Raw genomic sequence first — 24,707 nt, 5'->3', positions numbered from 1 at the left:
TGTGGTAGAAAAGAATCTACGACATCATATTTGCACGTTTTTGCTCGGGTTAGCGGTGCTAGTCACCGCTGGCTGCGGTTTTCATCTTCGCGGCACAACACAAGTACCAAAGGAGCTGCAAACATTGCAATTAAGCTCTGGAGATCCTTATGGTCCTCTGGCACGGGCAGTACGTCAGCAACTTCGGTTAAACGATGTCAAAATTGTGGAAAACGGTGATGCTTCATTACCTATCCTGAAACTGGTTGGCTCTAATGAAAACAAAGAGACAGTTTCTATCTTTCAGGATGGTAAAGCGGCTGAACGTCTGTTGGTACTGAATGTTGATGCGCAAGTTCTGATGCCAAATGGTAGCATCTATCCATTGCGGGCAAAGGTTGATCGTTCGTTCTTCGATAACCCATTGGAAGCACTGGCAAAAGATGCAGAAGATGAACTGGTTAAACAGGAAATGCGCGAACAGGCTGCCCGTCAGCTTATGCGCCAATTGCTGACCGTTCATAGCGCAGAACTCTTGAAAGCCGAGGCAAAACAAAAAGCTACGGCCATACAGAAGCAATGATCCGACTGTATCCTGAACAACTTTTCTCGCAGCTCAATGAAGAGCTGCGAGGCAGCTACCTGTTGTGGGGCAATGAGCCATTACTATTGCAAGAAAGTCAAGACAGTATCCGCAAAGTGGCTGAACAACATGGCTTTAGGGAGCATTTCACCTTTACACTGGATAATCATACCGATTGGGATGAAATCTTCAGTTTATGTCAGTCACTTAGCCTGTTTGCCAGCCGTCAGTCTCTCACCCTGCTGCTTCCAGAAAATGGTCCTAATACCACAATGGCAGAGCGTCTGACCAAGCTATCAGGGTTGCTGCATTCAGATATCTTACTGATATTGCGTGGGCACAAGCTGACTAAAGCACAAGAAAATAGCTCGTGGTTCAAAGCGATTGGGCAAAATGGAGTCTATGTCAGTTGTTTGACACCTGAGCAAAATCGCCTGCCACAATGGGTGGCACAACGTGCCAAAAACATGGGGCTATTACTGGAAAATGAAGCCAATCAATTACTATGCTATTGCTATGAAGGAAACCTATTGGCAATGGCCCAGGCTCTGGAACGTCTTTCCCTGCTCTATCCCGATAATCGATTGACACTTCCTCGCGTAGAAGAAGCTGTCAACGATGCAGCCCATTTTTCTCCCTATCATTGGGTTGACGCTTTGCTGGCAGGAAAAATAAAGCGGGCATGGCATATACTGAAACAACTTCGACAAGAAGATACCGAGACGATTATTTTGCTCCGTACCATACAGAGGGAGCTAATACTGCTGCTGGTACTTAAGCGTCAATATACGACTGTCCCTTTGAAGACTTTGTTTGATCAACACAAGATTTGGCAAAACCGCAGAGCATTGCTGTCAACGGCACTACAGCGCCTGTCACAGCGAGAACTGCAATCTGCCATACATTTGTTGACTCAGATGGAACTGCGCGTCAAACAGGATTATAGCCAATCCATTTGGGCTGACCTGGAAACGCTTTCCATGTTGTTATGCGGAAAACCATTACCAGAGAGCTTCCTGAATGCTTGACTCTATTGATCCGATCAATATCGATCAAGATATTGACTCAACGAATATTGCCCCAATCAATGCCATCGGTTCTGAAACCAATGGGAATTCTCCGGTTATTCAGGCTTTATTCGGTGGCACATTCGATCCCATCCATTATGGTCATTTACGTCCTGTGGAAGCATTGGCCCAATTAGTGGGACTCAAGCAGGTTATCTTATTACCGAATCACGTTCCTCCACACCGCCCTCAACCGGAGGCAACCGCCCAGCAACGATTGGAAATGGTTCGTCTGGCCGTGCAGGATAATCCTCTGTTTACTGTAGATACCCGTGAGCTAGAACGGCAAGCTCCCTCTTACACAGTAGAAACACTGAAATCTTTTCGTCAGGAAATCGGTGAGCAGCATCCATTGGCATTCATCATTGGCCAGGATTCATTACAAACTATTCATACCTGGCATAAGTGGGAAGAGTTGCTCGATATTTGTCATCTGTTGGTCTGCTCTCGTCCGGGTTATCAAAGTCAACTTTCAGCTCCAGGAATGCAATCGTGGCTTGAAAAGAACCAAATTGACTTTCCACTCCCACTGAGCCAAAAACCATATGGTCATATTTATCTGGCTGACACTCCGTTGTTAAACATTTCAGCAACGGATATTCGCCAACGTCACCAGCAAGGGGTAAGTTGTGATGATTTGCTTCCCCCATCGATACAAAATTATATCGATTCACAGGGACTATATAAGAAATAACGAAACTATACGGTGATTTGCAGCTAACTCGCTTACTTTTATAGAGATTGGCATGCTATTATTCTGCGTTACTTAACCAATTTGATGAAATAAAGGTGATCCTTTTGCAAGGCACAGAACTACAACAATTTGTTATTGACAGACTTGAAGATTCCAAAGCACAAGATATTGTTTCTATAGACGTTCGTGGAAAATCCAGTATTACTGACTGCATGATTATCTGCACCGGAACATCAATTCGCCACTTGATGTCTGTGGCAGATCATCTGGTGGATGACTGCCGCCAAGCCGGCATTATGCCTTTAGGTGTTGAAGGGCAAGGCATTTCAGACTGGATAGTCGTCGATCTTGGCGAGATCATGGTACATGTGATGCAAGAAGACAGCCGCCGTATGTACGAATTGGAAAAACTCTGGAGTTGAGTTTGAAGTTACAACTGGTCGCTGTAGGAACAAAAATGCCGGACTGGATACAGACCGGCTTTATGGATTATTTGCATCGTTTTCCCAAGGATATGCCTTTTGAGCTTATTGAAATTCCAGCGGGAAAACGGGGCAAAAATGCTGACATCAAACGCATTCTGGAAAAAGAAGGCGAGCAGATGCTGGCTGCCGTTGGTAAAGGTAATCGTATTGTGACTCTGGATATTCCCGGCTCTCGTTGGGATACTCCACAATTGTCACAGCAGCTTGAGCGTTGGAAGCTGGATGGCAGAAATGTCAGCCTGTTAATTGGTGGCCCTGAAGGTTTGGCCCCTGCCTGCAAAGCAGCCGCGGAGCAAAGCTGGTCACTCTCTCCTTTAACCATGCCACATCCTCTTGTACGAGTTATGGTTGCGGAGAGCCTTTATCGGGCGTGGAGCATCACTACTAACCACCCTTATCATCGGGAATAAATTGGGTAATCTGACACCGTGAATTCTGGCAATGGGATGAAGAATCAACGAACCCCTTTTCGCGATCATTCGGCTGAATCGGCCTTATTCATACGCCGTGCATTCGTGGCGTTTATAGGCATTATTATTTTAACCGGTATCCTATTTGCCAATCTCTATCATCTCCAGATCACGCGCCACGAAGATTACCAAACCCGATCGAATGGAAATCGTATTAAGCTCGTTCCCATAGCCCCAAGCAGGGGCATCATTTATGACCGTAATGGCACACCACTGGCAGCTAACCGAACTATTTATCAGTTAGAAATCGTGCCACAAAAAGTCGCTGATCTTGATAAGACATTAAACGATCTGCGCTCTGTCGTTGGGCTGACTGACGAAGATATTGAAACCTTCGAAAAAGAGCGTCAACGTGCACGCCGTTTTACTTCTATTCCGCTAAAAACCTCATTGACTCCAATTCAGGTTGCTCGGTTCTCTGTCAACCAATATCGCTTTACAGGATTGGAAATCAAAGGATACCAACGTCGCTATTACCCTTATGGCTCCGCTCTCACCCATGTGATCGGCTATGTTGCCAAAATCAACGACAAGGATGTAGAACGACTAGAAAAAGAAGGCATTCTTGCAGACTATGCAGCCACCCATGATATTGGAAAACTGGGTATTGAACGTTATTATGAATCCGTCCTGCATGGCAAGCCGGGTTATGAAGAAGTCGAAGTCAACAACCGCGGTAAAGTGATCCGCCAGCTACATGAACAACCGCCACAAGCTGGCAAAGATATTTACCTGTCCATTGACTTAGAGCTACAAACCTATATTGAAGAGATATTGACGACCAGCCGGGCAGGTGTTGTAGTCACCGATCCCCGCACAGGGGAGGTTTTAGCTATGGTTTCCAACCCAAGCTACGATCCGAATCTATTTGTCGATGGTATTTCGAGCCAGGACTATAAATCTCTGCTCAATGATCCCAATCGCCCCTTAATTAACCGTGCCACACAAGGCGCTTATCCACCAGCATCAACAGTGAAGCCTTTTATTGCCGTGGCCTCCCTTAGTAGTGATGTCATTACCAAGAACACTACCATCAATGATCCTGGATGGTGGCAACTGCCAGGTTCAGAGAAACGCTACCGCGATTGGAAACGCTGGGGACATGGCAAGCTGAATGTACATAAAGCGATTGTCGAGTCAGCGGATACTTTTTTCTATCAAGTCGCCTATGATATGGGTATTGATAAGATGTCCGAATGGATGACGAAATTCGGCTATGGTCAATTTACTGGCATTGATTTGAAAGAAGAAAATCCCGGTAATATGCCGACCCGCGAATGGAAACTTAAACGCTATAAAAAACCGTGGTATCAAGGCGATACGATTTCCGTTGGTATCGGTCAAGGGTACTGGACTGCAACCCCTATGCAGATGGTAAAAGCCTTAATGACTTTGATTAATGATGGCGTAGTGAAAACACCCCATTTTTTGCTGAATACGCGTGTAAATGGCGAAATGCAGCCTTACCAGCCCCCTGCCAGCGAACCGATTGGGGATATTCATTCTGGGTATTGGGAAATTGCTAAAGATGGCATGTATGGTGTTGCCAATGCCCCAAATGGCACAGCGCGTAGATCCTTTGCCGGTACGCCATATAAAGCGGCGGTTAAATCAGGTACAGCCCAGGTTTTCAGTTATGAAACCTACAATGCAAGTAAACTTGCTGAACATCTACGTGATCATAAGCTGATGATTGCCTTTGCGCCTTATGACAACCCGACGGTTGCCGTTTCCGTCATTCTTGAAAATGGGGGTTCTGGGCCGCCTGTCGGCACTATTGTTCGCCAAATTCTGGATCATATTTTACTCAGGGATAGCAAAAACACCTCTCCTGCCAGCGCCTCTGCTGAAACAGGAGTCAATACGACCAAAACACAAGCTACCCAAAACAGAAACCATTGAGTAACACCATGACAGATTCATCAAACAAGATCTCTTTCTGGACTCGACTCCATATAGATATTCCATTATTGCTATGCGTTCTGGCATTACTGGTCTACAGCCTCTTCATTATGTGGAGCGCCAGTGGGCAAGACATGGATATGATGGAGCGAAAAATAGGGCAAGTCATCATGGGTCTCATAATAATGATCGCTTTAGCTCAGGTTCCTCCACGCATGTACGAAAACTGGGCACCCTATCTCTATATTGTTTGTATCATATTGCTCATTTTTGTTGATGTTTTTGGGCAAATTAGTAAGGGGGCGCAGCGTTGGCTGGATCTGGGTATTGTACGTTTCCAACCGTCAGAAATTGCTAAAATCGCCGTACCTTTGATGGTAGCTCGCTTTATGAATCGAGACCTCTGCCCACCTTCGCTGAAAAATACAGGCATTGCATTAGCTTTGACCTTTGTCCCTACGCTACTGGTAGCAGCACAACCCGATTTAGGTACATCTATTTTGATTGCGGCTTCTGGGATATTCATCCTATTTTTAGCGGGAATGAATTGGAAACTCATTGGCGTTGCTGTTTTACTGCTTGCCTGTTTCATCCCAATATTGTGGTTCTTCCTGATGCATGATTACCAACGCGCCCGCGTTATGATGCTATTGGACCCAGAAAGTGATCCATTGGGCAAAGGCTACCATATCATTCAGTCCAAAATTGCTATTGGCTCAGGAGGAATATTTGGCAAAGGCTGGTTACAAGGCACTCAATCGCAGTTAGAATTCCTGCCGGAGCGACATACTGACTTTATTTTCGCCGTTCTGTCTGAAGAGTTGGGGTTAATTGGCGTCCTGGTTTTGCTGGTACTCTACTTGCTGGTTATTATGCGTGGTCTGTTTATTGCAACCAAAGCGCAGAATACTTTTGGCCGAGTCATGGTCGGAGGATTGATACTGATTTTCTTTGTTTATATTTTTGTCAATATCGGCATGGTAAGCGGTATCCTGCCGGTAGTCGGTGTTCCCCTGCCGTTGATTAGTTATGGGGGATCAGCATTAATTGTCCTAATGGCGGGGTTCGGCATTATCATGTCGATACATACGCATCGTAAATTATTGTCCAAAAGTTTATGAGGAAGAAGTTTCATGCGTCAACAGTGGCTTATACTTGGCATCGTGGCTGTACTAATATCAGGCTGTACCACAACAGATAACAATCGGACATCTTCTCTTCCCCCCGTTCCAACTCGTGAAGTTCTGGGGGCTGAGCCTCAATATGAACCTCACTATCCAAGTGCCAACCGTGATTATCAGCGGGACGGGCAAACCTATCACATAGTGCAAGATCCTGCTCACTTTACCCAGACAGGCTACGCCAGTTGGTTCGGTGAAGAATCCAATGGAAAACTGACGGCAATTGGTGAACGAGCGAATCCCTATGCTTTAGCGGCAGCGCACCCGACACTGCCTATCCCAAGTTATGTCCGTGTCACCAACTTAAGCAATGGACGTATGATGATTGTCAGGATCAATGATCGCGGCCCTTACAATAAGCCAGGGAAAATTATCGAATTATCTCATGCAGCAGCAGAACGGCTCAATTTGATGCCACAAAGCAAAGTGAAACTGGATGGTATTCTTGTTTCACCTGATGGCTCACTTTCCGGTTTGGGAATAGAAGGATCGACGATTGTTAAACAGAGCTTTGCTTTACCTGAAAGACCTAATCTGAGTGCTCAATCATCAATGCTTCCTGCTGTAACAAGCAATTCTGCTGACGAAAATACAGTGAAGCAGCCGCTGGCTGAAGCATCTGAATCAACAAGCGGTTACATGGTACAAGTAGGTGCAATCAGCGCTGAGCAAAAAGCCAAAGAATGGCAACAGTCATTGAGCCAGCGCTTTAATGTTCAAGGGCGTATTATCCCATTTGGTAACGTCTATCGCGTCCAGTTAGGACCATTCAATAACCGCCAGCAAGCTATGGAATTGCAAAAGAAATTGACAGATCAGATGCAGCAATCTTCGTTTATTGTTGCGCCCTGATTCAGGCAACACCATCACGATAACGCGATAAATAGCATCACCGCCTGCTGATATTTTCCTGTCAGCAGGCAGATAAAATTTGCTGCACTCAGTTTTGTTTAATGTCAGCTTTTTTTTCATTTGTTATTATGTCATTTATTATCAATCCTTCTCTCACGGATGTTATCTAATCAATCATGAAATACATAGTTACTTCCCGTTTTATTAAAAGAGCCACGTTAGGCATCGCTCTGGCTGCCAGCGTTTCCGCATCTGCCTACGCGGATGATAATTTCAAAACCATGATCCCTGGTGTACCAGAACTGGATTCAGAAGCCTATATTCTGATTGATTACAACTCAGGAAAGATATTGGCCGAAAAGGATGCAGATGTCCGCCGCGATCCCGCCAGTCTGACTAAAATGATGACCAGCTACGTCATTGGCCAAGCCATCAAATCAGGAAAAATCAAACCGGAAGATATCGTTACTGTCGGTAAAGATGCCTGGGCAACGGGTAATCCGGTATTTAAAGGCTCATCTTTGATGTTTTTAAAACCAGGTGACCAGGTTTCTGTCGCTATGCTCTCCCGCGGTATCAACTTGCAATCTGGCAACGATGCCTGTGTCGCTATGGCAGACTATGTGGCGGGCAGCCAAGATGCATTCGTCAGTTTGATGAATCAATATGTGCAAAATTTAGGGCTGAAAAATACCCATTTTCAAACCGTTCATGGCCTGGATGCCCCCGGCCAATATAGCTCTGCCCATGATATGGCATTGATTGGCCAAGCCCTAATCCGTGATGTACCGGATGAATACGCTATCTACAAAGAAAAAGATTTTACTTACAACAACATTCGCCAGCCTAATCGTAATGGCTTGTTATGGGATAAAAGCTTGAATGTTGACGGTATTAAAACGGGCCATACCAGTGGTGCGGGATATAACCTTGTTGCTTCTGCTACCGAAGGCAATATGCGCTTGATTTCTGCGGTGATGGGCAGCCCAACCTTCAAGGGACGTGAGACCGACAGCAAAAAATTATTGACGTGGGGTTTCCGTTTCTTCGAAACGGTTTCACCACTACAAGTTGGTAAAGAATTTGCGTCAGAGCCAATCTGGTATGGTGATACTGATAAGGTGCAATTGGGTGTTGATAAAAATGTTTACCTGACTATCCCCCGTGGCCGTTTGAAAGACCTGAAAGCCAGCTATGTATTGAACAATACCGAACTGCACGCACCACTCGCTAAAAATCAAGTTGTCGGAACTATCAACTTCCAGCTTGATGGTAAAATCATTGAACAACGTCCATTAGTTGTGATGCAAGAAGTCAAAGAAGGTGGCTTCTTTAGCCGTATGATCGACTATATCCGGCTGATGTTCCACCACTGGTTCGGCTGATCTCTTGAAAGCCAAATATTGAGCCTATATTAATGACATACCGTTAGAAAATTATCACGCCACGGCAAATCAACCCTGATGCCGTGGCAAATATATTTTAGGAATACCCATGAAAACGAAATTAAATGAACTGCTTGAGTTCCCCTGCTCATTCACCTACAAAGTGATGGGCTTGGCTCAACCTGAGCTAGTGGATCAAGTGATTGAAGTCGTTCAACGCCATGCCCCAGGCGATTATTCTCCCGTCGTGAAACCCAGCAGCAAAGGCAATTACCATTCCGTATCCATTACCATCAATGCGACACATATTGAGCAAGTTGAAACGCTGTATGAAGAGTTGGGTCAGCTGGAGTTGGTTCGCGTTGTGCTGTAATGGGACAATCACAATTCATTAAAACTCGATTCATTAAAATACAATGCGCTGATACATGTCAGCGCATTGTTAATAAAAAAACATTGAGTCAGATTCAGGCATGATTATTTCGTGGAGACTTAGCCCAATACGCCATAACATTAATTAATGTTCGATCTAACATTCTGATCAAAAACGCCAAAACGCTTTTGAACATAAGATCAGTATTGGGTAAATTTCTAACCTTCCCAATAACATGGCCGCACACATCATCCATTTCGCTATAGGGTCAAGATCACCGAATCCTTGTGCTGTCGCACCATATCCTATCCCCATGTTATTAATACAAGCCGCCGCAGTAGCAAATGAAGTCATCAAATCATAACCGAGCAAGTTCAAAGCCCAAACAAAGAAACAACTAAAAAAGACATAGAGAAAGAAGAAACCCCAGACAGAACGCAGCACTCTTTCCTGCACCACAGATTGACCAATTTTAATCGTTGAAATGGCATTTGGATGAATGAGCTGGTTAATCTCACTCACACTCTGTTTTGCCAGAATCATAAAACGGAGAGCTTTAATGCCTCCACACGTTGATCCCACGCAGCCACCAAAAAAACTCACTGCCAGCAACAGCAATATTGTATGGGGAGGCCATTGAGCGTAATCAGAGGTTGCTAAACCATTATCCGTCATCATGGAACTGGTCATAAAAAAGCCGTGAACAAAGGCTTCTGTCACGCCATACATGCCTGAACGGTATAATTCTAACCAGATAATGACAACGATCACCGTCAGTACCAGTAAGAAAAATTGCAATTCAGCATTTTTTAGCAGCGGTTTTAAGCTCCTGCGCGTCAGGGCAACAAAATAGAGCGTAAAGTTGACGGCTGACAGGACTGAAAAAATGCCTCCCACCATTTCAATGGCTGCGCTGTCGTAATAACCAAGACTCTCATTGCGGGTAGAAAATCCGCCCAAAGACACCGTTGATATCCCATGACAGACAGCATCAAACCACGACATTCCTGCGGCCCAAAAACTGGCTGAACAGAGTCCGCCCAACAACAAATACACTACCCACAAACTCTTGGCACCATCCGCAAGCCGGGGAGTCAACCGTTCTTCTTTGAAAGGGCCGGGCATTTCTGATTGATAGAGTTTGGCGCCACCAATCCCCAATAAAGGCAAAATGGCAACGGCAAGGACAATGACGCCCAAACCACCAATAAAATTGAGCTGGGCACGATAATAGAGCACGGACTTTGGCAGGGCTGAGACATCATTCAATACCGTGGCTCCGGTAGTCGTAATGCCAGATATCCCTTCAAACATTGCATCTACCAAATTGATGTTTAAACTTTTATCGAGGACAAAAGGCAAAGCACTCAGCAATGAGAACAACAGCCAGAAAAGTACAATGATAAGAAAACCATCTTGCGTACTGGGCTGCGCCTTGATTTTACGGGTAAAGTACCAGCCTATTCCACCTGTAATAAAACCAATGACAAATGTCTCAAAAAAAGCAAAAACACTTTTTTCTTTATAAAACAAAGCCACAAAAGTAGGCAGCAACATAGAGAGGCTGTAAAGGAGCACCAGAAAACTACAAAGATGCCCAACAATCAGAAGTTGGTTTTTTTTGACCATCTGCTAGCTCAAACAGGAGATTAAAGGGAAAATCGTCAAAATATATAACCATGATAATATAAAATAAAAATATATTCGTCTAATGAACAATATTATTGCATTAAGGCACTCTCAAACTGGTGAGAATCATCTTACAGCGTTATACTGGCGGGCACTTTTTGTTAATGAATGATGAAATTCCCATTGCAACATAACACCGTTATTTTACGTCAGTTAGGTATTCAGCCCTACGAGCCGGTTTCTGATGCCATGCATCAATTCACCGAACAACGTACAGCGGAAACACCTGATGAAATCTGGCTTGTCCAGCACGAGAAAGTATTTACACAAGGCCAAGCTGGCAAAGCTGAGCATATACTTGCACCTGGTGATATCCCTGTCGTCCAGTCAGACAGGGGAGGACAGATTACTTATCATGGTCCCGGACAACAGGTCATGTATGTTTTGATTGACTTAAAACGGTCAAAAATTGGGGTGCGTCAATTGGTCACTTCAATCGAAAATACCGTCATCGAAACGCTGGCGCATTTTGGCGTGGAATCATGTGCTCGCCCAGATGCCCCCGGAGTTTATGTCGCAGGTAACAAAATATGTTCCCTTGGGTTGCGTATCCGAAAAGGATGCTCTTTCCACGGTCTGGCACTGAATATTGCAATGGACTTACAACCATTTTTACGCATAAACCCTTGTGGTTATGCAGGAATGCAAATGATCCAACTCAGTGACTTCGTCACCGGAGTGACCATTGAAGATGTACAACCCATTCTGGTGGAAAAATTCTGTCAGATCTTGGGATTCCAACTCATCGACGAAAGATGATATAATTTTTTAACATTTTTCAAAAAAATTTTAATGGATTTATTTGCCTTGATATTTTTCTCATAACCATCAGGCAATAAGTCAAAATCTGAAGAATATAACTGGAAGCAGCACGATTATGAGTAAACCAATTCAGATGGAACGTGGTGTCAAATACCGCGACGCAGACAAGATGGCTTTGATCCCTGTGAAAACAATTGCCACAGAACGTGAAGCACTCTTGCGTAAACCTGAGTGGATGAAAATCAAACTTCCTGCGGATTCCAGCCGCATTCAGGGTATCAAAGCGGCAATGCGCAAAAATGGGTTGCATTCTGTCTGTGAAGAAGCCTCCTGCCCTAACCTTGCTGAGTGTTTTAACCACGGAACCGCCACTTTTATGATCCTTGGCGCCATCTGTACTCGTCGCTGTCCATTCTGTGACGTAGCTCATGGTCGCCCAAATGCACCTGATGCAAATGAACCTATCAAGCTCGCGCAGACTATCCAGGATATGGGGCTGCGTTATGTCGTTATTACATCGGTTGACCGTGACGATCTGCGTGATGGTGGTGCACAACATTTTGCTGACTGTATCACGGCTATTCGTGAAAAAAACCCATCAATTAAGATTGAAACTTTAGTGCCAGATTTCCGCGGGCGTATGGATCGTGCGCTGGAAATTCTGACCGCAACTCCGCCTGATGTGTTCAACCACAATTTGGAAAACGTGCCACGGGTTTATCGTCAGGTTCGTCCCGGTGCTAACTATGCCTGGTCGTTGAAACTCCTGGAAAAATTCAAAGAAGCACATCCAGATATCCCGACCAAATCAGGCTTAATGGTGGGATTAGGAGAAACCAACGAAGAAATTTTAGAGGTCATGCGTGATTTGCGTAGCCACGGGGTTACCATGCTGACTTTAGGACAATATTTACAACCAAGCCGCCATCACCTGCCAGTGCAGCGTTATGTTAGCCCCGCTGAATTCGATGAAATGAAAGAAGCCGCGCTGGAAATGGGCTTTACCCATGCTGCCTGTGGTCCGTTTGTTCGCTCTTCGTACCATGCTGACTTACAGGCCAAGGGCGTAGAAATCAAATAATCTGTTGCCACCATCATGATGAATATTATATTTGCTGTATTTATTGGTGGTGGCCTGGGTAGTGTACTACGCTGGCTCATCAGCCTCCGCCTAAACACATCGGCTTCCCCGATTGCCGTTGGTACACTGACGGCTAATTGCATTGGCGCCTTTATCATTGGATTGGGTTTGGCCTATTTTAACAAAGCCACACATCTCGATCCGATTTGGAAGCTCATGCTAACGACGGGGTTTTGCGGTGGGCTAACGACCTTTTCCACCTTTTCAGCCGAAGTAGTTTACTTATTGCAGGCCGGAAGAATAGGCTGGGCACTGGTTAGTATTTTGGTGAATGTGATCGGCTCATTGTTGATGACAGTATTGGCTTTTGCAGTGATGAACAAATTGTAAGGATCTTATAACTGTCTAAAAGTGAATAAGATTAAAAAAACCCGTTATCAAAACGGGTTTTCAGAATACGGGATTCGAAATTAGATTGCGACAACGTTTGCAGCAGATGGACCTTTCGCACCCTCAGTAATTTCAAACTCTACTTTTTGACCATCAGCTAGAGTCTTGAATCCGCTAGACTGAATGGCGGAAAAGTGTACAAAAACATCTTTACTACCATCTTCTGGAGTGATGAAACCAAATCCTTTGGATTCATTAAACCACTTAACGTTACCTTTAATTTTTGACATTAACACTTACCTTTAATAAAAAAGACACGAACTCTGTGTCACGTACAGTACAGCAAATAACATAGTCCACTGTCTGCAACATAGATCACGAAACATATAACCGAATGTAAAAAAACACACTTTTTGTTTAATTACATTGATTGATTTTATACGCCAATGGTGATTTCACAAATAAATTAGCGTTTTATTTTAATTCTGTTTACTTTTTACCTTTCTATTTTTTTCATGATCGAGTAGCCACCTTTTGATATCCAGCCCACCGGTATAGCCAACCAATTTACCATCATGTCCAATCACCCGATGACAAGGCACAATCAAAGAAATAGGGTTGCGTGAATTCGCCATACCGACCGCACGGCAATAATTTACCGATCCCAACGTTAGTGCCAACTGTTTATAACTCCACAGTTCGCCATAAGGAATTTTACAAAGTTGCTGCCAAACACGCTTTTGGAATTCAGTTCCCTGCATACTTAAAGGGACGGTAAACGTTAATCGTTTCCCTTTAAAATATTCCTGCAACTCTTTCACGCACTGCCTGGTTATCACACTCTTCGATTCTAATTCTTTCTTTTCGTTGACGAAATTGATACTGGTTACTCCTTCATCGTCCGCAGTGATATGTACATAAGGCTTGGGAAATCCTTCTGGAGTATTCAGGTAATGATGATACATAAACTACCTCCATTTAATTTATTATTGAAAATTTCTGTACTAGCCTAAATCTCTCATTCATCAATTTGCAATGATGAATTCGGTTACACATCTGACAATTTGATAAAGAAACCATTGCGCCCTCTGACAATTAAAATTATGGCTCTGCCAATAAGTTATAATACTTTATTTTTAATGTTGCCTCTTTAAAAAAGATTAAAACACTACATATAGATAAAATAATAAAATCAACAACCATATATAGTGTAAATTTCACAGTTAAATTATCTCAATATAATGCACATATGTTAGTTTTTATTATTATTAAATAAGATAGCACCCAGAAATTTTACTAGAAGTGTTATCATTTATGGCAAACACAGTAGTATAGCATCCGTCGATTCCAGGTTAGAAAACGACAATCGGGGGCTAATTTGCCCTAAAAGAGATACACTACACTGCTGCCAATCAACTCAATGGAGCGAAAAAGCCAGTTATACCCAAGCATTAACAGCGTTCACTCACAAACTGTGTGAATTTCATCGCCCAGGCACTCAATCCTCTGACTCTTTTTTCAACAATGACCATTTTCTATTCTTGAGATGTGAAATGATGAATCAGATACAATGGATTTCAATTCGTTATTTCACCAATTATTAGATATTAAATTCCAAATCTATTAACACACTGTTTAATATAAAAACTCATTGAAAATTTATCTGTAAAATCTCAAAACATAGAAAATACATAAAATAAATATCGAACACTGAATTTCAATTCCACACCATGTGATTAATCAATTATAAAAAACAATAATTACAAATGACATATGCTATTGTTATAGCGTTATTTATATACCAATAAACCCCATTTAAAGCCTGCAAAATAGAATCACACCTACTAATCACACAAATATATTCTAATAGTAATTTAACCCCCTCATTGTTTTCATGAATTTTTCTATGGTTAGCCTATGTGTCACTATAGCAACTCAAAAATAAGCATAAAAAACCAAAAAATCATAAAAACCAATGCAATACACCAAAAACAAAAACCAAATTAAATTTATTCATGATAATAACCTTTTTTGTTTTCTGAGAAAAATCATTTACCTAGTTGAATTTCATTAAATTAATACCCAAAAACTTACTTTATCACTCCAATATTATGTCATGTGAAAACATAACTTTTTATTAATGATGTTAAATAAGGGGTTGTCAGTGCATTTTAATATGTTAGGGTATATGTTGGTAAAATGGCACCGGAGTAATTGAACACAATATATCATCAACAACAGGAAAATATTATTCCATGACTGTTAAACTTGAAGTTAAGAATCTCTATAAAATATTTGGCAATAATCCTGAGCCAGCATTTAAGTTATTGGCGTCTGGTCTCAGCAAAGAACAAATACTTGAAAAAACAGGTCTCACCGTCGGTGTTCAAAATGTCAATCTGGCCATTGAAGAAGGCGAAATATTTGTGATCATGGGATTATCTGGTTCAGGTAAATCCACACTAGTACGTCTTCTCAATCGTCTGATAGAACCGACCAAAGGCCATGTCCTTATCAACGGCGAAGATATTTCCACCATCACAGAAACTCAGCTACGAGACGTTCGCCGCAGCAAGATCAGCATGGTCTTCCAGTCATTTGCACTTATGCCACATTTGAATATTCTGGAGAATACGGCGTTTGGTATGGAGCTTGCGGGCGTCCCCAAAGAAGAGCGTCATCAAAAAGCACTTGAAACACTGCAACAAGTCAATCTCGAAAACTACGCGCTATCATATCCCGATGAACTTTCCGGTGGGATGCAACAACGTATTGGGTTAGCCAGAGCTCTGGCTAACAATCCCGATATTCTGTTAATGGATGAAGCCTTCTCAGCCCTCGATCCTCTCATCCGAGCCGAAATGCAAGATGAATTACTGCGCCTGCAAGGGGAACATCAACGTACTGTGGTTTTTATTTCCCATGACCTGGATGAAGCAATGCGTATCGGTGATCGCATTGCCATCATGCAGGACGGTATTGTCGTTCAGGTCGGTACACCTGATGAGATTATGAATAGCCCTGCTAATGATTATGTCAAAACATTCTTCCGTGGTGTGGATGTTGGACATGTCTTCTCAGCCAAAGATATTGCCCGCCGCCGACCAGAAACGTTGCTTCATACCGCAACAGGTTTTGGTCCTCGCTCTGCATTGAAAGTGCTGGATAATGAAGACAGAAGCTATGGCTATTTAATCGAAAAAGGCCAGAAATTTATTGGCGTGGTATCTGTCAATTCTCTGCAACAAGCATTGACAGAAAAAAAATCCATTGAACATGCCATATTGGAAAAACCAACCGCCGTTTCGGCAGATATTCCGCTGAACGAATTGATATCCACTGTCGCACAATCTCCTTGTGCTGTTCCTGTCATAGATAACAATAGCCGTTATTTAGGTGTCATTTCCAAAGGAATATTGCTACAGGCCTTAGATAAGGAGGCACCCAATGGACAATAACTCTCCACAGACAGTCACTGATCCCACCAACAACAGTGATCCCTGGATGGACAGTGGCACGGCTACTGCTGCATCAAACCACGATTGGCTGAATACTTCTGCAACCAATACTCCTCCAGCACATTTTGATTTCATGTCACCTTTTCAGCATAAGCTCATTCCGTTTGACTCATGGGTGACCAATATCATTGATTGGATTGTTGTGCACTTCCGGCCTGTTTTTCAAGTCATCCGCGTCCCGGTAGATTTTGTCCTCAGTGGTTTTGAACAGTTCCTGACGACATTGCCTCCCCCCATCACCATTTTATTTTTTGCGTTACTGGCCTGGCAAATTGCCGGGGCAGGAATAGGCGTGATCGCTTTAATTTCGCTGATCATGATCGGTGCAATTGGGGCATGGTCAGAAGCGATGATAACCATGGCTCTGGTGCTAACTGCTCTATTTTTCTGCCTTATCATTGGGCTTCCCCTTGGGCTCGGGTTGGCTCGCAATGAACGGCTAGCCAAAATTGTTCGCCCCTTGCTGGATGCCATGCAAACCACGCCTGCTTTCGTTTATCTCGTTCCCATCGTAATGCTGTTTGGTATAGGTAATGTACCCGGCGTCATCGTCACCATCATTTTTGCATTACCTCCTATTATTCGCCTGACAATTTTGGGAATAAAACAGGTTCCATCAGATTTAATTGAAGCCGCCAGATCATTTGGAGCAAGCCCGCGGCAGATGCTGTTCAAAGTTCAATTGCCGTTGGCGATGCCGACAATTATGGCGGGTGTGAATCAAACATTGATGTTAGCGCTTTCCATGGTCGTCATTGCTTCCATGATTGCCGTTGGCGGCTTGGGGTTGATGGTATTGCGCGGTATTGGCCGCCTTGATATAGGATTAGCCGCCGTTGGCGGTACAAGTATTGTCATTCTTGCCATTATCCTTGATCGCCTGACTCAATCCTTGGGCAAAAATCATCGAACCAGAGGAGGACACTGGTATCACTCTGGGCCAATAGGATTACTGCGCCGACTTTTTCTCTCAATTCGTTCAATAAGAAAAAAAACCGCCCATCAAAATCATGCCAGTCAAAATAATACGTCCAAAACGATATCCGACCTGGCAACAAAAGGAGGAAACAACCATGCGCATAATCACCTTATGCAAAGAGATCATGAATAAGGGGATAATTTTTGCAACGCTCCTCATGGTATTCATGAGTCTCTCATTATCCTCAGTAGCATCCGCAGCTGACCTTCCCGGCAAAGGTATCAGTGTACAACCGCTGCAAAGTACAATCACGGAAGAAACATTTCAGACTTTAATTGTCTGCAAAGCATTAGAAAAACTCGGCTATGACGTCAAACCGATCAAAGAAGTTGATTATAACGTTGCTTACACTTCCATTGCTTCTGGTGATGCCACCTTTATGGCCGTCAATTGGGTACCAATCCATGATGCCCCATACAAAGCTGCCGGAGGAGATAACATCTTCTATCGCAAGGGAAGTTATGTTGTAAATGCGGCTCAAGGGTATCTTATTGATAAAAAAACCGCAGAAAAATATCACATCACTAATATTGCTCAATTAAAAGATCCTAACCTTGCCAGGCTGTTTGATAGTAATGGAGATGGAAAAGCAGATTTGACAGGCTGTAACCCCGGATGGGGGTGTGAAAGTGCGATCAATCATCATTTAGCTGCTTATGGATTGAAAAATACCGTGGAACAAAACCAAGGCAATTATGCGGCTATGATGGCTGACACTATTGCCCGTTATCGGGCAGGTAAGCCTATCCTCTATTATACCTGGACACCTTATTGGGTGAGTGATGTACTGAAACCCGGAAAAGATGTCGTTTGGCTACAAGTCCCCTTCTCTGCTATCGGTGAGGGAGATACCATCAATACCCAATTGCCTAACGGCCGTAACTATGGCTTCCCTCCCAGCTCCATGCGTATCGTGGCAAACAAAGCGTGGGCAGAAAAGAACCCCGCTGCGGCGAAACTTTTTGCTATTATGACCTTACCTATTGCGGATATCAGTGCGCAAAATCAGCTCATGCATAACGCTAAAATTTCAGAAGCTGATATTGGACGCCAAGCTGAAGACTGGATCAAAACACACCAGAAAACGGTAGATGGGTGGCTAAAAGCAGCCAGAAAAGCCGCCCACAAAGCATAAATTAACCTTTCCTTCATTCTGCCTCTGGTAGCCGTGAAGACATTAACAAAAATTCACGGCTATCCAGTACACTCCCGTCCATCACCATCGATCTCTTTGTTCTCAATGATATTATTTAAATAATTTATATATTTTATATTTTCACTTTCATCATATTTTGTTAATGTTGTTTTATCTGTTAACAAAAAAATAAAATACCCCATGCCAATACCTGATAAATCTGTATCTGACATACCAATATCTGAGACATCAGAACCCGAGAATCCTCTATCACACAAGGCTTCTTCATTTAAAGAAGGTATTTGGGACAGTCTTCCAATCGCCATTGGCTACATTCCCGTTTCTTTTGCATTTGGCTTAAGCGCCATTAAATTGGGATTTACTCCCATAGAGGCCATATTTTTTTCCTGTGTCATTTATGCGGGCGCCAGCCAGTTTGTCATCACCGCTTTACTGAGTGCAGGAATGTCATTGTGGTTTTCTGCGCTAACCGTAATGGCAATGGATATCCGCCACATTTTGTATGGCCCAGCCTTACGTTATCGCATCAAACAAAAATTATCAGAAAAGAAAACTGTAATTTGGGCCTTTGGCCTGACTGATGAAGTTTTTGCCGCAGCAACAGCCAAATTGATTAAAAACCAACGAAGTTGGAGTGAGAACTGGATGGTTGCCATTGCAACATGTTCCTGGCTCTCTTGGGTGTTGGGTACCGTAGCTGGGGCCATATTGGGTAATGGTTATTTGAGCTCTTATCCCGCCATTGAAGCTGCCATGATATTTATGCTTCCAGCTCTATTCTTAAGTTTTTTGTTAGCATCTTTCAAAAGACAAAATACCTACTGTGTTACCGCTGCTTTATTAGGCGCATTAATGGGAATCACATTTTTTTCGATCCCCATTGCCATTCTCGCGGGGATCATGAGTGGATGTTTAGCAGCACTTTTGCAAACTAAAAATGCATGATCAGTACCTTACATAATTAATATATTACATACTTAGCTCATTATATGATTGATAATAAAATACTTCTTATCGGACTTATTGTAGGCGCGGCCAACTTTTTATTCCGTTATCTTCCTCTGCGTCTGGGTATCAATCGCTCGCCAGCAGAAAAAAAAGGAAAAATGAGCGTCATACTCGACAGCATTGGTATTGCATCAATTTGCTCACTCCTTATCGTCTCAAGCATTCCTGATATCATGAAGGAGCACAGCAAACTTTTTCCGACTCTCATTGGCTGCCTAACCATCTGTCTGTTTTTCTACAAAACTCGAAGCATCATTATTTCAACACTGTCTGGTGCCGTAGCTTTTGGAATAATATTCAAGCTATTTATGAATTAGGTATCAATATTAAAAGAAATATGATGATAATAAATAACTATAATTGCTAAATTTAACTTTTAATATAGTATTTGTAGGGTTTTTAACAAAAGTTACTTTACCGGTTGAAACTAATAAGGTATCTAAACAATGGAAAGTTCATTCACTCCCACAGAAGAGTTACTTAATTGCCGTGTAGCACAGCAAAAAAGTTTACCCTATCAAGAGATATTACTGACTCGCTTATCTATGCATGTCCAGAGCAGACTGCTGGAAAATCGCAACAACATGCTGAAAGCACAAGGAATCAATGAAACCTTGTTTATGGCTCTAATGATTCTGGATACCAAAGAAAGCCGTAGCATTCAGCCATCAGAACTCAGCGCTGCATTAGGCTCTTCCCGTACAAATGCAACCCGAATTGCAGATGAATTAGAAAAGCAGGGCTGGATAGAGAGAAAGGAGAGCCATAATGATCGTCGTTGTCTCCATCTCCATCTCACAGAAAAAGGTTCAAATTTCTTGAACAGTTTACTTCCACCACAGCATGAGTGCCTGGTTAAGCTTTGGTCTATCCTGGATTCAGAGGAGAAAAAACAGTTAGAAAAATTGATGAGAAAAGTTTTGGGTCAATTAGATAATATTGGGGATTGTTTAAGTAAGTGATTGCCTTTCTTCTGGACGGTTTTGAACCAAGAAAACATGTTATAGCAACATGATCTAAAAAAACTTTTCTACTAGCCTGTATCATCAGATACTTCGTATGGCTGACTATTATCTTCAGATAATACTTAAATCCATATCGTTCGTCTCTTCCAGTAGTGTAAGCGCACACTACTGGAAACGTGTTTTGTCCTGTCGGGGCCACACAATTAATAATAAGTTAAAAACAAATATGGGGACTCTCCATGAGTATTAGTGAGAAAGCATCACTTCCGTCTAGCGAAAAAAAACTATCCTCAAGCGAAAAACACTCTCCTGCAAAGGTGAAAACAAAAAATAGGACTAAAAAACAAAAACGCCGCCATATCATTATGTTATTGACGTTATTTTTCCTTCTGCTTGGGGCTGGCTATAGCGTTTACTGGTTTCTCACTTTACGTCACTACCAAGAAACCGATAATGCCTATGTTACAGGCAATCAAATACAAGTCATGTCGCAAATTGCAGGCAGTGTCGTGACGGTTAATTTTGACAATACTGATTTTGTGAAAAGTGGTCAGCCTCTTGTCCAACTCGATCCCCGTGACGCTGAATTGGCTCTTTCCAGAGCCAAAAATGAATTAGCCAATACTGTCAGAGTCACTCATCAACACATGATCGACAGTAAAAGATATCAGGCCATCATTGAGCTGAAAAAAATTGCTCTCAGAAAAGCTCAAAGTGACCTCAATCGAAGGGAAATATTGGGAACTCAAAATTTGATTGGTAAAGAAGAGCTGCAACATATGCGCGAAACTGTCTCGGCAGCCCAAGCTGATCTGGATGTCGCGATAGCTCAATATAAAAGCAATCAAGCCATTATTCTGGATACTCCGCTGGAAAAACAGCCAGCTATCGAAAAAGCGGCTTCCGGCGTTCGTGATGCCTGGCTCGCCTTGCAGAGAAACAATATTGTCAGCCCAGTTGATGGTTATGTCGCTCGTCGTAGCGTTCAGGTGGGTTCCCGTATCAATTCAGGAACACCATTGATGGCGATTGTACCTGTCAACAATATGTGGATTGAGGCCAATTTCAAAGAAACTCAACTGGCAAACATGCGGATTGGACAGCCTGCTACAATCATCAGCGATTTCTATGGTGACGATGTTGTCTATACCGGCAAGATTGCAGGCATTGATATGGGAACCGGTAGCGCCTTTTCTCTATTGCCCGCGCAAAATGCCAGTGGAAATTGGATTAAGGTTGTACAACGCTTACCGGTCCGTATTGAACTTGATCCTGAACAATTAAAACAACATCCCTTACGAATTGGGTTATCAACAAAAGTCACCGTGAACACAGCGAACACTGATGGAACTGTACTGGCAACCACCGGCCGTACCCTTCCCGCCTATCAAACCAATGCGTTGACGATAGATATGGCTCCTGCAAACAAAATAGTTACTGACATTATTAATAGTAATTCAGGAAACCAAATTTAAGGGGGAGTCATGGTAACAAGAGAACCGTTTACAGGTACGAAACTCGCCCTTTTGACTATTACTCTTTCAATGGCGACTTTCATGCTTGTTCTCGACACTACCATTGCTAACGTCGCCATACCGACGATTGCGGGTAATCTAGGTGCGTCAAGCTCGCAGGGAACATGGGTGATTACCTCCTTCGGTGTCGCAAACGCAATTTCCATTCCTATTACCGGTTGGTTAGCGAAGCGTTTCGGTGAGGTGAAATTATTCCTCTGGTCTACCGCAATTTTTACTCTTTCATCTTGGCTGTGTGGCCTTTCCAACAGCCTCGGTATGTTAATTTTCTTCCGTGTGATGCAAGGGTTGGCCGCAGGCCCCGTGCTCCCCCTTTGCCAAAGTTTGTTACTAAACAACTATCCACCAGCGAAACGCAACATGGCATTAGCGTTATGGTCGATAATGATCGTTGTTGCCCCCATTTGCGGTCCTATCCTTGGCGGCTATATCAGTGATAACTACCACTGGGGATGGATCTTTTACATCAATATCCCCCTTGGTATCGCAATTATTTTTATCATTATGCAGCTATTGCGTGGTCGGGAAACGAAAACAGAAATCCGCCCCATTGACGTTACTGGACTGTTCTTACTGGTGATTGGTATTGGCTGCCTGCAAATTATGCTTGACCAAGGCAAGGAACTTGATTGGTTTAATTCTACAGAGATTATTATCCTTACTGCTACTGCGGTTATATCACTTATTTTTCTGATCATATGGGAACTGACTGATGATCATCCGATAATCGATCTCTCCCTGTTTAAGTTGCGCAATTTCTCCATCGGTACACTGAGTATTAGTCTCGGCTTCATGATGTACTTTGGTTCAATTGTTTTACTGCCACAGCTATTGCAAGAAGTTTACGGCTATACCGCAACCTGGGCTGGCTTTGCGGCCGCACCGATAGGATTACTGCCACTGTTATTGTCACCCGTCATTGGTAAGTTTGGTCATAAGATAGATATGCGCTATATCGTGACATTTAGTTTCATTACTTATGCGATTTGCTTCTATTGGCGGGCATATACCTTTGAACCAGACATGGGTTTCGCTGCCGCTGCATGGCCTCAGTTTGTTCAAGGGCTTGCCATGGCCTGTTTCTTTATGCCGTTGACAACCATTACATTAGCAGGGCTAGCACCAGAACGAATGGCCTCAGCCTCCAGCTTATCGAACTTTACCCGTATATTATCGGGTTCAATCGGGACATCCCTCACAACCACAATGTGGACACAACGTGAATCAATGCACCACTCGAACCTTACGGAATACATCAATCCATATAACCCTAATTATCAGCAAATACATCAGCAATTAGCTCAATTGGGCATGAATGATGAACAAATATCAGCTTACCTGGCAAAACAGATCACTCATCAAGGGTTAATTATCTCTGCCAATGAGATCTTTTGGCTTTCAGCAGGCATATTCCTTGTCTTGACGTTATTGATCTGGCTGGCAAAACCACCTTTCTCTGCCGGAGGTAAAGACCACGGAGGAGCGCATTAATCTTATTACATTAAATCGATTTAATAGAGTGACCTTAGCGGGAGTATTTGCTCCCGTTAAGAAAAATGCTACACACCACAATCCTCTCTCATCATAAAGTATCAATTACGATTAAAAGGATTGCGCTGTAGGTTCAAGAGGACAGTCGTGACAATTTCCGACTCCGGGTAATTTATTTCTTTGGCAGCAACAACGGCGTTGTATGACATTATTTTTCATAATCACTGTACGATAAAGTGGATTACCCCTGCCATCAGGTAACGTTTGTGTAAAGAAAAGATTTTGTATTAATGTATCATACTGATCCGCGTCTATTCTTTCCCTGAAATTATTTAGGTACCAATGCATAACATAGCCAATATTATTCCATAATAAACGACCATTTATTCCACGATAGGATGCAATTTTCTCACATACAGGAATAATATGCCGATCCAACATAGAATGATAACGCGCCAATAAAGATATTGACTCGTCCAACCACGTTAACTGGTAATAAACAACATTTGGCCTGCCTGTTTCATGAAATTCAATCTGAAAAAGCTTATAATCCGTATCAACAGCCTGGGGATATTCCAATAACATTAACATCATTGGTGGGACAATTAAGCCAAAATACCATTGTGCCCATAAAGAATAAAGCCCTTTCTGATTTGGTTTTAATTCATTATCACTATAATATGAATCTTGGTAATTTTTTATCAATAATGGCAAATTTTCATCACTCGACCATTGATAAAACTCCATACTTCCCAATGGAATATTGTCTGAATTGATTTTTACTGATGAATTGAAATGGCTAAATGCCCCATCAAATAGGTTAGTGATATCTTCAATCGTTATTTCAGAAACCAATTCAATGGAGCCTTGATTATTTTTATTTGTCATTCCCTATTCTCCTATTATTGTGATTGATAGTTTCAATCTGTTTCTATATATAAGAACTAGTTGACAGGTTTATATGTCACTGAAATATCTGGACATAACTATCCAATAAATGGGTATTTATTCTGGCTCACTAAGAATATAATCTTTCTTTTTATCAAATGATAGTAAAAAACCGCCTTCATAGAAGGCGGCTTTGATTTCGCCCCAGAGGGGCGCTATTAGTTCAGACTCTGAGAGCCTTCACTTCACATCCCTTTTAACGATAATTGATTGT

The 24,707-nt window shown here is 42.7% G+C and carries 25 protein-coding genes; 21 read left to right on the top strand and 4 right to left on the bottom strand.

Going from position 1 to position 24,707, the window contains the following annotated elements:
• Nucleotide 1: 1 nt before the first annotated feature.
• From lptE to ybeD, 10 genes are all read left to right on the top strand, one after another.
• A complete protein-coding gene (gene lptE, locus IQ209_RS03025) occupies nucleotides 2-562 on the top strand; it encodes an LPS assembly lipoprotein LptE (RefSeq protein ID WP_193848887.1) in 561 nt (186 codons plus the stop codon).
• A complete protein-coding gene (holA, locus tag IQ209_RS03020; protein WP_193848885.1) occupies nucleotides 559-1,590 on the top strand; it encodes a DNA polymerase III subunit delta in 1,032 nt (343 codons plus the stop codon). Before lptE ends, holA begins: the two co-directional genes overlap by 4 nt.
• A complete protein-coding gene (nadD, locus tag IQ209_RS03015; protein ID WP_193848883.1) occupies nucleotides 1,583-2,323 on the top strand; it encodes a nicotinate-nucleotide adenylyltransferase in 741 nt (246 codons plus the stop codon). The genes holA and nadD overlap by 8 nt, the downstream gene beginning before the upstream one ends.
• Before the next feature lie 95 nt (nucleotides 2,324-2,418).
• A complete protein-coding gene (gene rsfS / locus IQ209_RS03010) occupies nucleotides 2,419-2,745 on the top strand; it encodes a ribosome silencing factor (protein ID WP_193848881.1) in 327 nt (108 codons plus the stop codon).
• Nucleotides 2,746-2,747: 2 nt separating this feature from the next.
• Complete coding sequence (rlmH, locus tag IQ209_RS03005; RefSeq protein WP_193848879.1) at nucleotides 2,748-3,218, top strand: 23S rRNA (pseudouridine(1915)-N(3))-methyltransferase RlmH; 471 nt, start codon at nucleotides 2,748-2,750, stop codon at nucleotides 3,216-3,218.
• A gap of 36 nt (nucleotides 3,219-3,254) precedes the next feature.
• On the top strand, nucleotides 3,255-5,180 hold the full coding sequence (gene mrdA / locus IQ209_RS03000) for a peptidoglycan DD-transpeptidase MrdA (protein WP_193848877.1): 1,926 nt from the start codon (nucleotides 3,255-3,257) through the stop codon (nucleotides 5,178-5,180).
• Between the two features lie 8 nt (nucleotides 5,181-5,188).
• Entirely contained in the window at nucleotides 5,189-6,301 is a 1,113-nt protein-coding gene (gene mrdB / locus IQ209_RS02995; RefSeq protein ID WP_193848875.1) for a peptidoglycan glycosyltransferase MrdB, read from the top strand.
• 12 nt (nucleotides 6,302-6,313) lie between these two features.
• Nucleotides 6,314-7,213 (top strand): endolytic peptidoglycan transglycosylase RlpA, encoded by a 900-nt coding sequence (gene rlpA / locus IQ209_RS02990; protein WP_193848873.1) that lies wholly within the window; start codon nucleotides 6,314-6,316, stop codon nucleotides 7,211-7,213.
• Nucleotides 7,214-7,389: 176 nt separating this feature from the next.
• Nucleotides 7,390-8,598 (top strand): D-alanyl-D-alanine carboxypeptidase DacA, encoded by a 1,209-nt coding sequence (gene dacA / locus IQ209_RS02985; RefSeq protein ID WP_193848871.1) that lies wholly within the window; start codon nucleotides 7,390-7,392, stop codon nucleotides 8,596-8,598.
• A gap of 109 nt (nucleotides 8,599-8,707) precedes the next feature.
• Nucleotides 8,708-8,971 carry a DUF493 family protein YbeD gene (gene ybeD / locus IQ209_RS02980; protein WP_047769148.1) on the top strand — a complete coding sequence of 88 codons (264 nt, stop codon included), beginning with the start codon at nucleotides 8,708-8,710 and terminating at the stop codon, nucleotides 8,969-8,971.
• 168 nt (nucleotides 8,972-9,139) lie between these two features.
• Here ybeD and IQ209_RS02975 read toward each other — a convergent pair whose 3' ends face one another.
• The gene (locus IQ209_RS02975) at nucleotides 9,140-10,600 is read right to left on the bottom strand and encodes a TrkH family potassium uptake protein (RefSeq protein WP_193848869.1); all 1,461 of its coding nucleotides are present in this window, start codon (nucleotides 10,598-10,600) and stop codon (nucleotides 9,140-9,142) included.
• A 171-nt stretch (nucleotides 10,601-10,771) separates the two neighbouring features.
• Here IQ209_RS02975 and lipB point away from each other — a divergent pair, with 171 nt between their 5' ends.
• The 3 genes from lipB to crcB all read left to right on the top strand — a co-directional run bounded on the left by lipB (nucleotide 10,772) and on the right by crcB (nucleotide 12,893).
• Nucleotides 10,772-11,419 carry a lipoyl(octanoyl) transferase LipB gene (gene lipB, locus IQ209_RS02970; RefSeq protein ID WP_370588384.1) on the top strand — a complete coding sequence of 216 codons (648 nt, stop codon included), beginning with the start codon at nucleotides 10,772-10,774 and terminating at the stop codon, nucleotides 11,417-11,419.
• Nucleotides 11,420-11,537: 118 nt separating this feature from the next.
• A complete protein-coding gene (gene lipA / locus IQ209_RS02965; protein ID WP_193848865.1) occupies nucleotides 11,538-12,503 on the top strand; it encodes a lipoyl synthase in 966 nt (321 codons plus the stop codon).
• Between the two features lie 15 nt (nucleotides 12,504-12,518).
• The gene (gene crcB / locus IQ209_RS02960; protein WP_193848863.1) at nucleotides 12,519-12,893 is read left to right on the top strand and encodes a fluoride efflux transporter CrcB; all 375 of its coding nucleotides are present in this window, start codon (nucleotides 12,519-12,521) and stop codon (nucleotides 12,891-12,893) included.
• Nucleotides 12,894-12,973: 80 nt separating this feature from the next.
• Here crcB and cspE read toward each other — a convergent pair whose 3' ends face one another.
• Both cspE and IQ209_RS02950 read right to left on the bottom strand, forming a co-directional pair.
• Nucleotides 12,974-13,183: a transcription antiterminator/RNA stability regulator CspE gene (gene cspE, locus IQ209_RS02955; protein ID WP_193848861.1), complete on the bottom strand. Its 210-nt coding sequence runs from the start codon at nucleotides 13,181-13,183 to the stop codon at nucleotides 12,974-12,976.
• A gap of 189 nt (nucleotides 13,184-13,372) precedes the next feature.
• Nucleotides 13,373-13,858, bottom strand: coding sequence for a methylated-DNA--[protein]-cysteine S-methyltransferase (locus IQ209_RS02950; protein ID WP_193848859.1), 486 nt, complete (start codon nucleotides 13,856-13,858; stop codon nucleotides 13,373-13,375).
• Between the two features lie 1,290 nt (nucleotides 13,859-15,148).
• Here IQ209_RS02950 and proV point away from each other — a divergent pair.
• The 8 genes from proV to emrB all read left to right on the top strand — a co-directional run bounded on the left by proV (nucleotide 15,149) and on the right by emrB (nucleotide 23,545).
• Nucleotides 15,149-16,351, top strand: a complete 1,203-nt coding sequence (gene proV / locus IQ209_RS02945; RefSeq protein ID WP_193848857.1) for a glycine betaine/L-proline ABC transporter ATP-binding protein ProV — start codon at nucleotides 15,149-15,151, stop codon at nucleotides 16,349-16,351.
• On the top strand, nucleotides 16,341-17,522 hold the full coding sequence (gene proW, locus IQ209_RS02940) for a glycine betaine/L-proline ABC transporter permease ProW (RefSeq protein ID WP_193848855.1): 1,182 nt from the start codon (nucleotides 16,341-16,343) through the stop codon (nucleotides 17,520-17,522). The genes proV and proW overlap by 11 nt, the downstream gene beginning before the upstream one ends.
• A 34-nt stretch (nucleotides 17,523-17,556) precedes the next feature.
• Nucleotides 17,557-18,525, top strand: a complete 969-nt coding sequence (gene proX / locus IQ209_RS02935; RefSeq protein ID WP_370588383.1) for a glycine betaine/L-proline ABC transporter substrate-binding protein ProX — start codon at nucleotides 17,557-17,559, stop codon at nucleotides 18,523-18,525.
• Between the two features lie 201 nt (nucleotides 18,526-18,726).
• On the top strand, nucleotides 18,727-19,491 hold the full coding sequence (locus IQ209_RS02930; RefSeq protein WP_193848853.1) for an AzlC family ABC transporter permease: 765 nt from the start codon (nucleotides 18,727-18,729) through the stop codon (nucleotides 19,489-19,491).
• 44 nt (nucleotides 19,492-19,535) lie between these two features.
• Nucleotides 19,536-19,871: an L-valine transporter subunit YgaH gene (gene ygaH / locus IQ209_RS02925; protein ID WP_193848851.1), complete on the top strand. Its 336-nt coding sequence runs from the start codon at nucleotides 19,536-19,538 to the stop codon at nucleotides 19,869-19,871.
• 129 nt (nucleotides 19,872-20,000) lie between these two features.
• Complete coding sequence (gene mprA, locus IQ209_RS02920) at nucleotides 20,001-20,516, top strand: transcriptional repressor MprA (protein ID WP_099131081.1); 516 nt, start codon at nucleotides 20,001-20,003, stop codon at nucleotides 20,514-20,516.
• Between the two features lie 242 nt (nucleotides 20,517-20,758).
• Nucleotides 20,759-21,994 (top strand): multidrug efflux MFS transporter periplasmic adaptor subunit EmrA, encoded by a 1,236-nt coding sequence (gene emrA, locus IQ209_RS02915; RefSeq protein WP_193848849.1) that lies wholly within the window; start codon nucleotides 20,759-20,761, stop codon nucleotides 21,992-21,994.
• A gap of 9 nt (nucleotides 21,995-22,003) precedes the next feature.
• Nucleotides 22,004-23,545 carry a multidrug efflux MFS transporter permease subunit EmrB gene (emrB, locus tag IQ209_RS02910; RefSeq protein ID WP_193848847.1) on the top strand — a complete coding sequence of 514 codons (1,542 nt, stop codon included), beginning with the start codon at nucleotides 22,004-22,006 and terminating at the stop codon, nucleotides 23,543-23,545.
• Nucleotides 23,546-23,656: 111 nt separating this feature from the next.
• Here the strand turns inward: emrB and fhuF are convergent, their stop codons facing one another.
• Complete coding sequence (fhuF, locus tag IQ209_RS02905; RefSeq protein WP_193848845.1) at nucleotides 23,657-24,433, bottom strand: siderophore-iron reductase FhuF; 777 nt, start codon at nucleotides 24,431-24,433, stop codon at nucleotides 23,657-23,659.
• Between the last annotated feature and the right edge of the window lie 274 nt (nucleotides 24,434-24,707).

It is taken from the genome of Xenorhabdus sp. BG5 (assembly GCF_015163665.1).
Classification (GTDB): Bacteria; Pseudomonadota; Gammaproteobacteria; order Enterobacterales; family Enterobacteriaceae; genus Xenorhabdus.
This window is presented reverse-complemented; position numbering and strand designations above follow the sequence as displayed.

Bases quoted from the DNA above. Each gene is read 5' to 3' on its own strand.
- holA (WP_193848885.1), top strand. From the start codon at position 559: ATGATCCGACTGTATCCTGAACAACTTTTCTCGCAGCTCAATGAAGAG.
- nadD (WP_193848883.1), top strand. From the start codon at position 1,583: ATGCTTGACTCTATTGATCCGATCAATATCGATCAAGATATTGACTCA.
- mrdA (WP_193848877.1), top strand. From the start codon at position 3,255: ATGAAGAATCAACGAACCCCTTTTCGCGATCATTCGGCTGAATCGGCC.
- mrdB (WP_193848875.1), top strand. From the start codon at position 5,189: ATGACAGATTCATCAAACAAGATCTCTTTCTGGACTCGACTCCATATA.
- rlpA (WP_193848873.1), top strand. From the start codon at position 6,314: ATGCGTCAACAGTGGCTTATACTTGGCATCGTGGCTGTACTAATATCA.
- dacA (WP_193848871.1), top strand. From the start codon at position 7,390: ATGAAATACATAGTTACTTCCCGTTTTATTAAAAGAGCCACGTTAGGC.
- ybeD (WP_047769148.1), top strand. From the start codon at position 8,708: ATGAAAACGAAATTAAATGAACTGCTTGAGTTCCCCTGCTCATTCACC.
- IQ209_RS02975 (WP_193848869.1), bottom strand. From the start codon at position 10,600: ATGGTCAAAAAAAACCAACTTCTGATTGTTGGGCATCTTTGTAGTTTT.
- lipB (WP_370588384.1), top strand. From the start codon at position 10,772: ATGAAATTCCCATTGCAACATAACACCGTTATTTTACGTCAGTTAGGT.
- lipA (WP_193848865.1), top strand. From the start codon at position 11,538: ATGAGTAAACCAATTCAGATGGAACGTGGTGTCAAATACCGCGACGCA.
- crcB (WP_193848863.1), top strand. From the start codon at position 12,519: ATGATGAATATTATATTTGCTGTATTTATTGGTGGTGGCCTGGGTAGT.
- cspE (WP_193848861.1), bottom strand. From the start codon at position 13,183: ATGTCAAAAATTAAAGGTAACGTTAAGTGGTTTAATGAATCCAAAGGA.
- IQ209_RS02950 (WP_193848859.1), bottom strand. From the start codon at position 13,858: ATGTATCATCATTACCTGAATACTCCAGAAGGATTTCCCAAGCCTTAT.
- proV (WP_193848857.1), top strand. From the start codon at position 15,149: ATGACTGTTAAACTTGAAGTTAAGAATCTCTATAAAATATTTGGCAAT.
- proW (WP_193848855.1), top strand. From the start codon at position 16,341: ATGGACAATAACTCTCCACAGACAGTCACTGATCCCACCAACAACAGT.
- proX (WP_370588383.1), top strand. From the start codon at position 17,557: ATGAGTCTCTCATTATCCTCAGTAGCATCCGCAGCTGACCTTCCCGGC.
- IQ209_RS02930 (WP_193848853.1), top strand. From the start codon at position 18,727: ATGCCAATACCTGATAAATCTGTATCTGACATACCAATATCTGAGACA.
- ygaH (WP_193848851.1), top strand. From the start codon at position 19,536: ATGATTGATAATAAAATACTTCTTATCGGACTTATTGTAGGCGCGGCC.
- mprA (WP_099131081.1), top strand. From the start codon at position 20,001: ATGGAAAGTTCATTCACTCCCACAGAAGAGTTACTTAATTGCCGTGTA.
- emrA (WP_193848849.1), top strand. From the start codon at position 20,759: ATGAGTATTAGTGAGAAAGCATCACTTCCGTCTAGCGAAAAAAAACTA.
- emrB (WP_193848847.1), top strand. From the start codon at position 22,004: ATGGTAACAAGAGAACCGTTTACAGGTACGAAACTCGCCCTTTTGACT.
- fhuF (WP_193848845.1), bottom strand. From the start codon at position 24,433: ATGACAAATAAAAATAATCAAGGCTCCATTGAATTGGTTTCTGAAATA.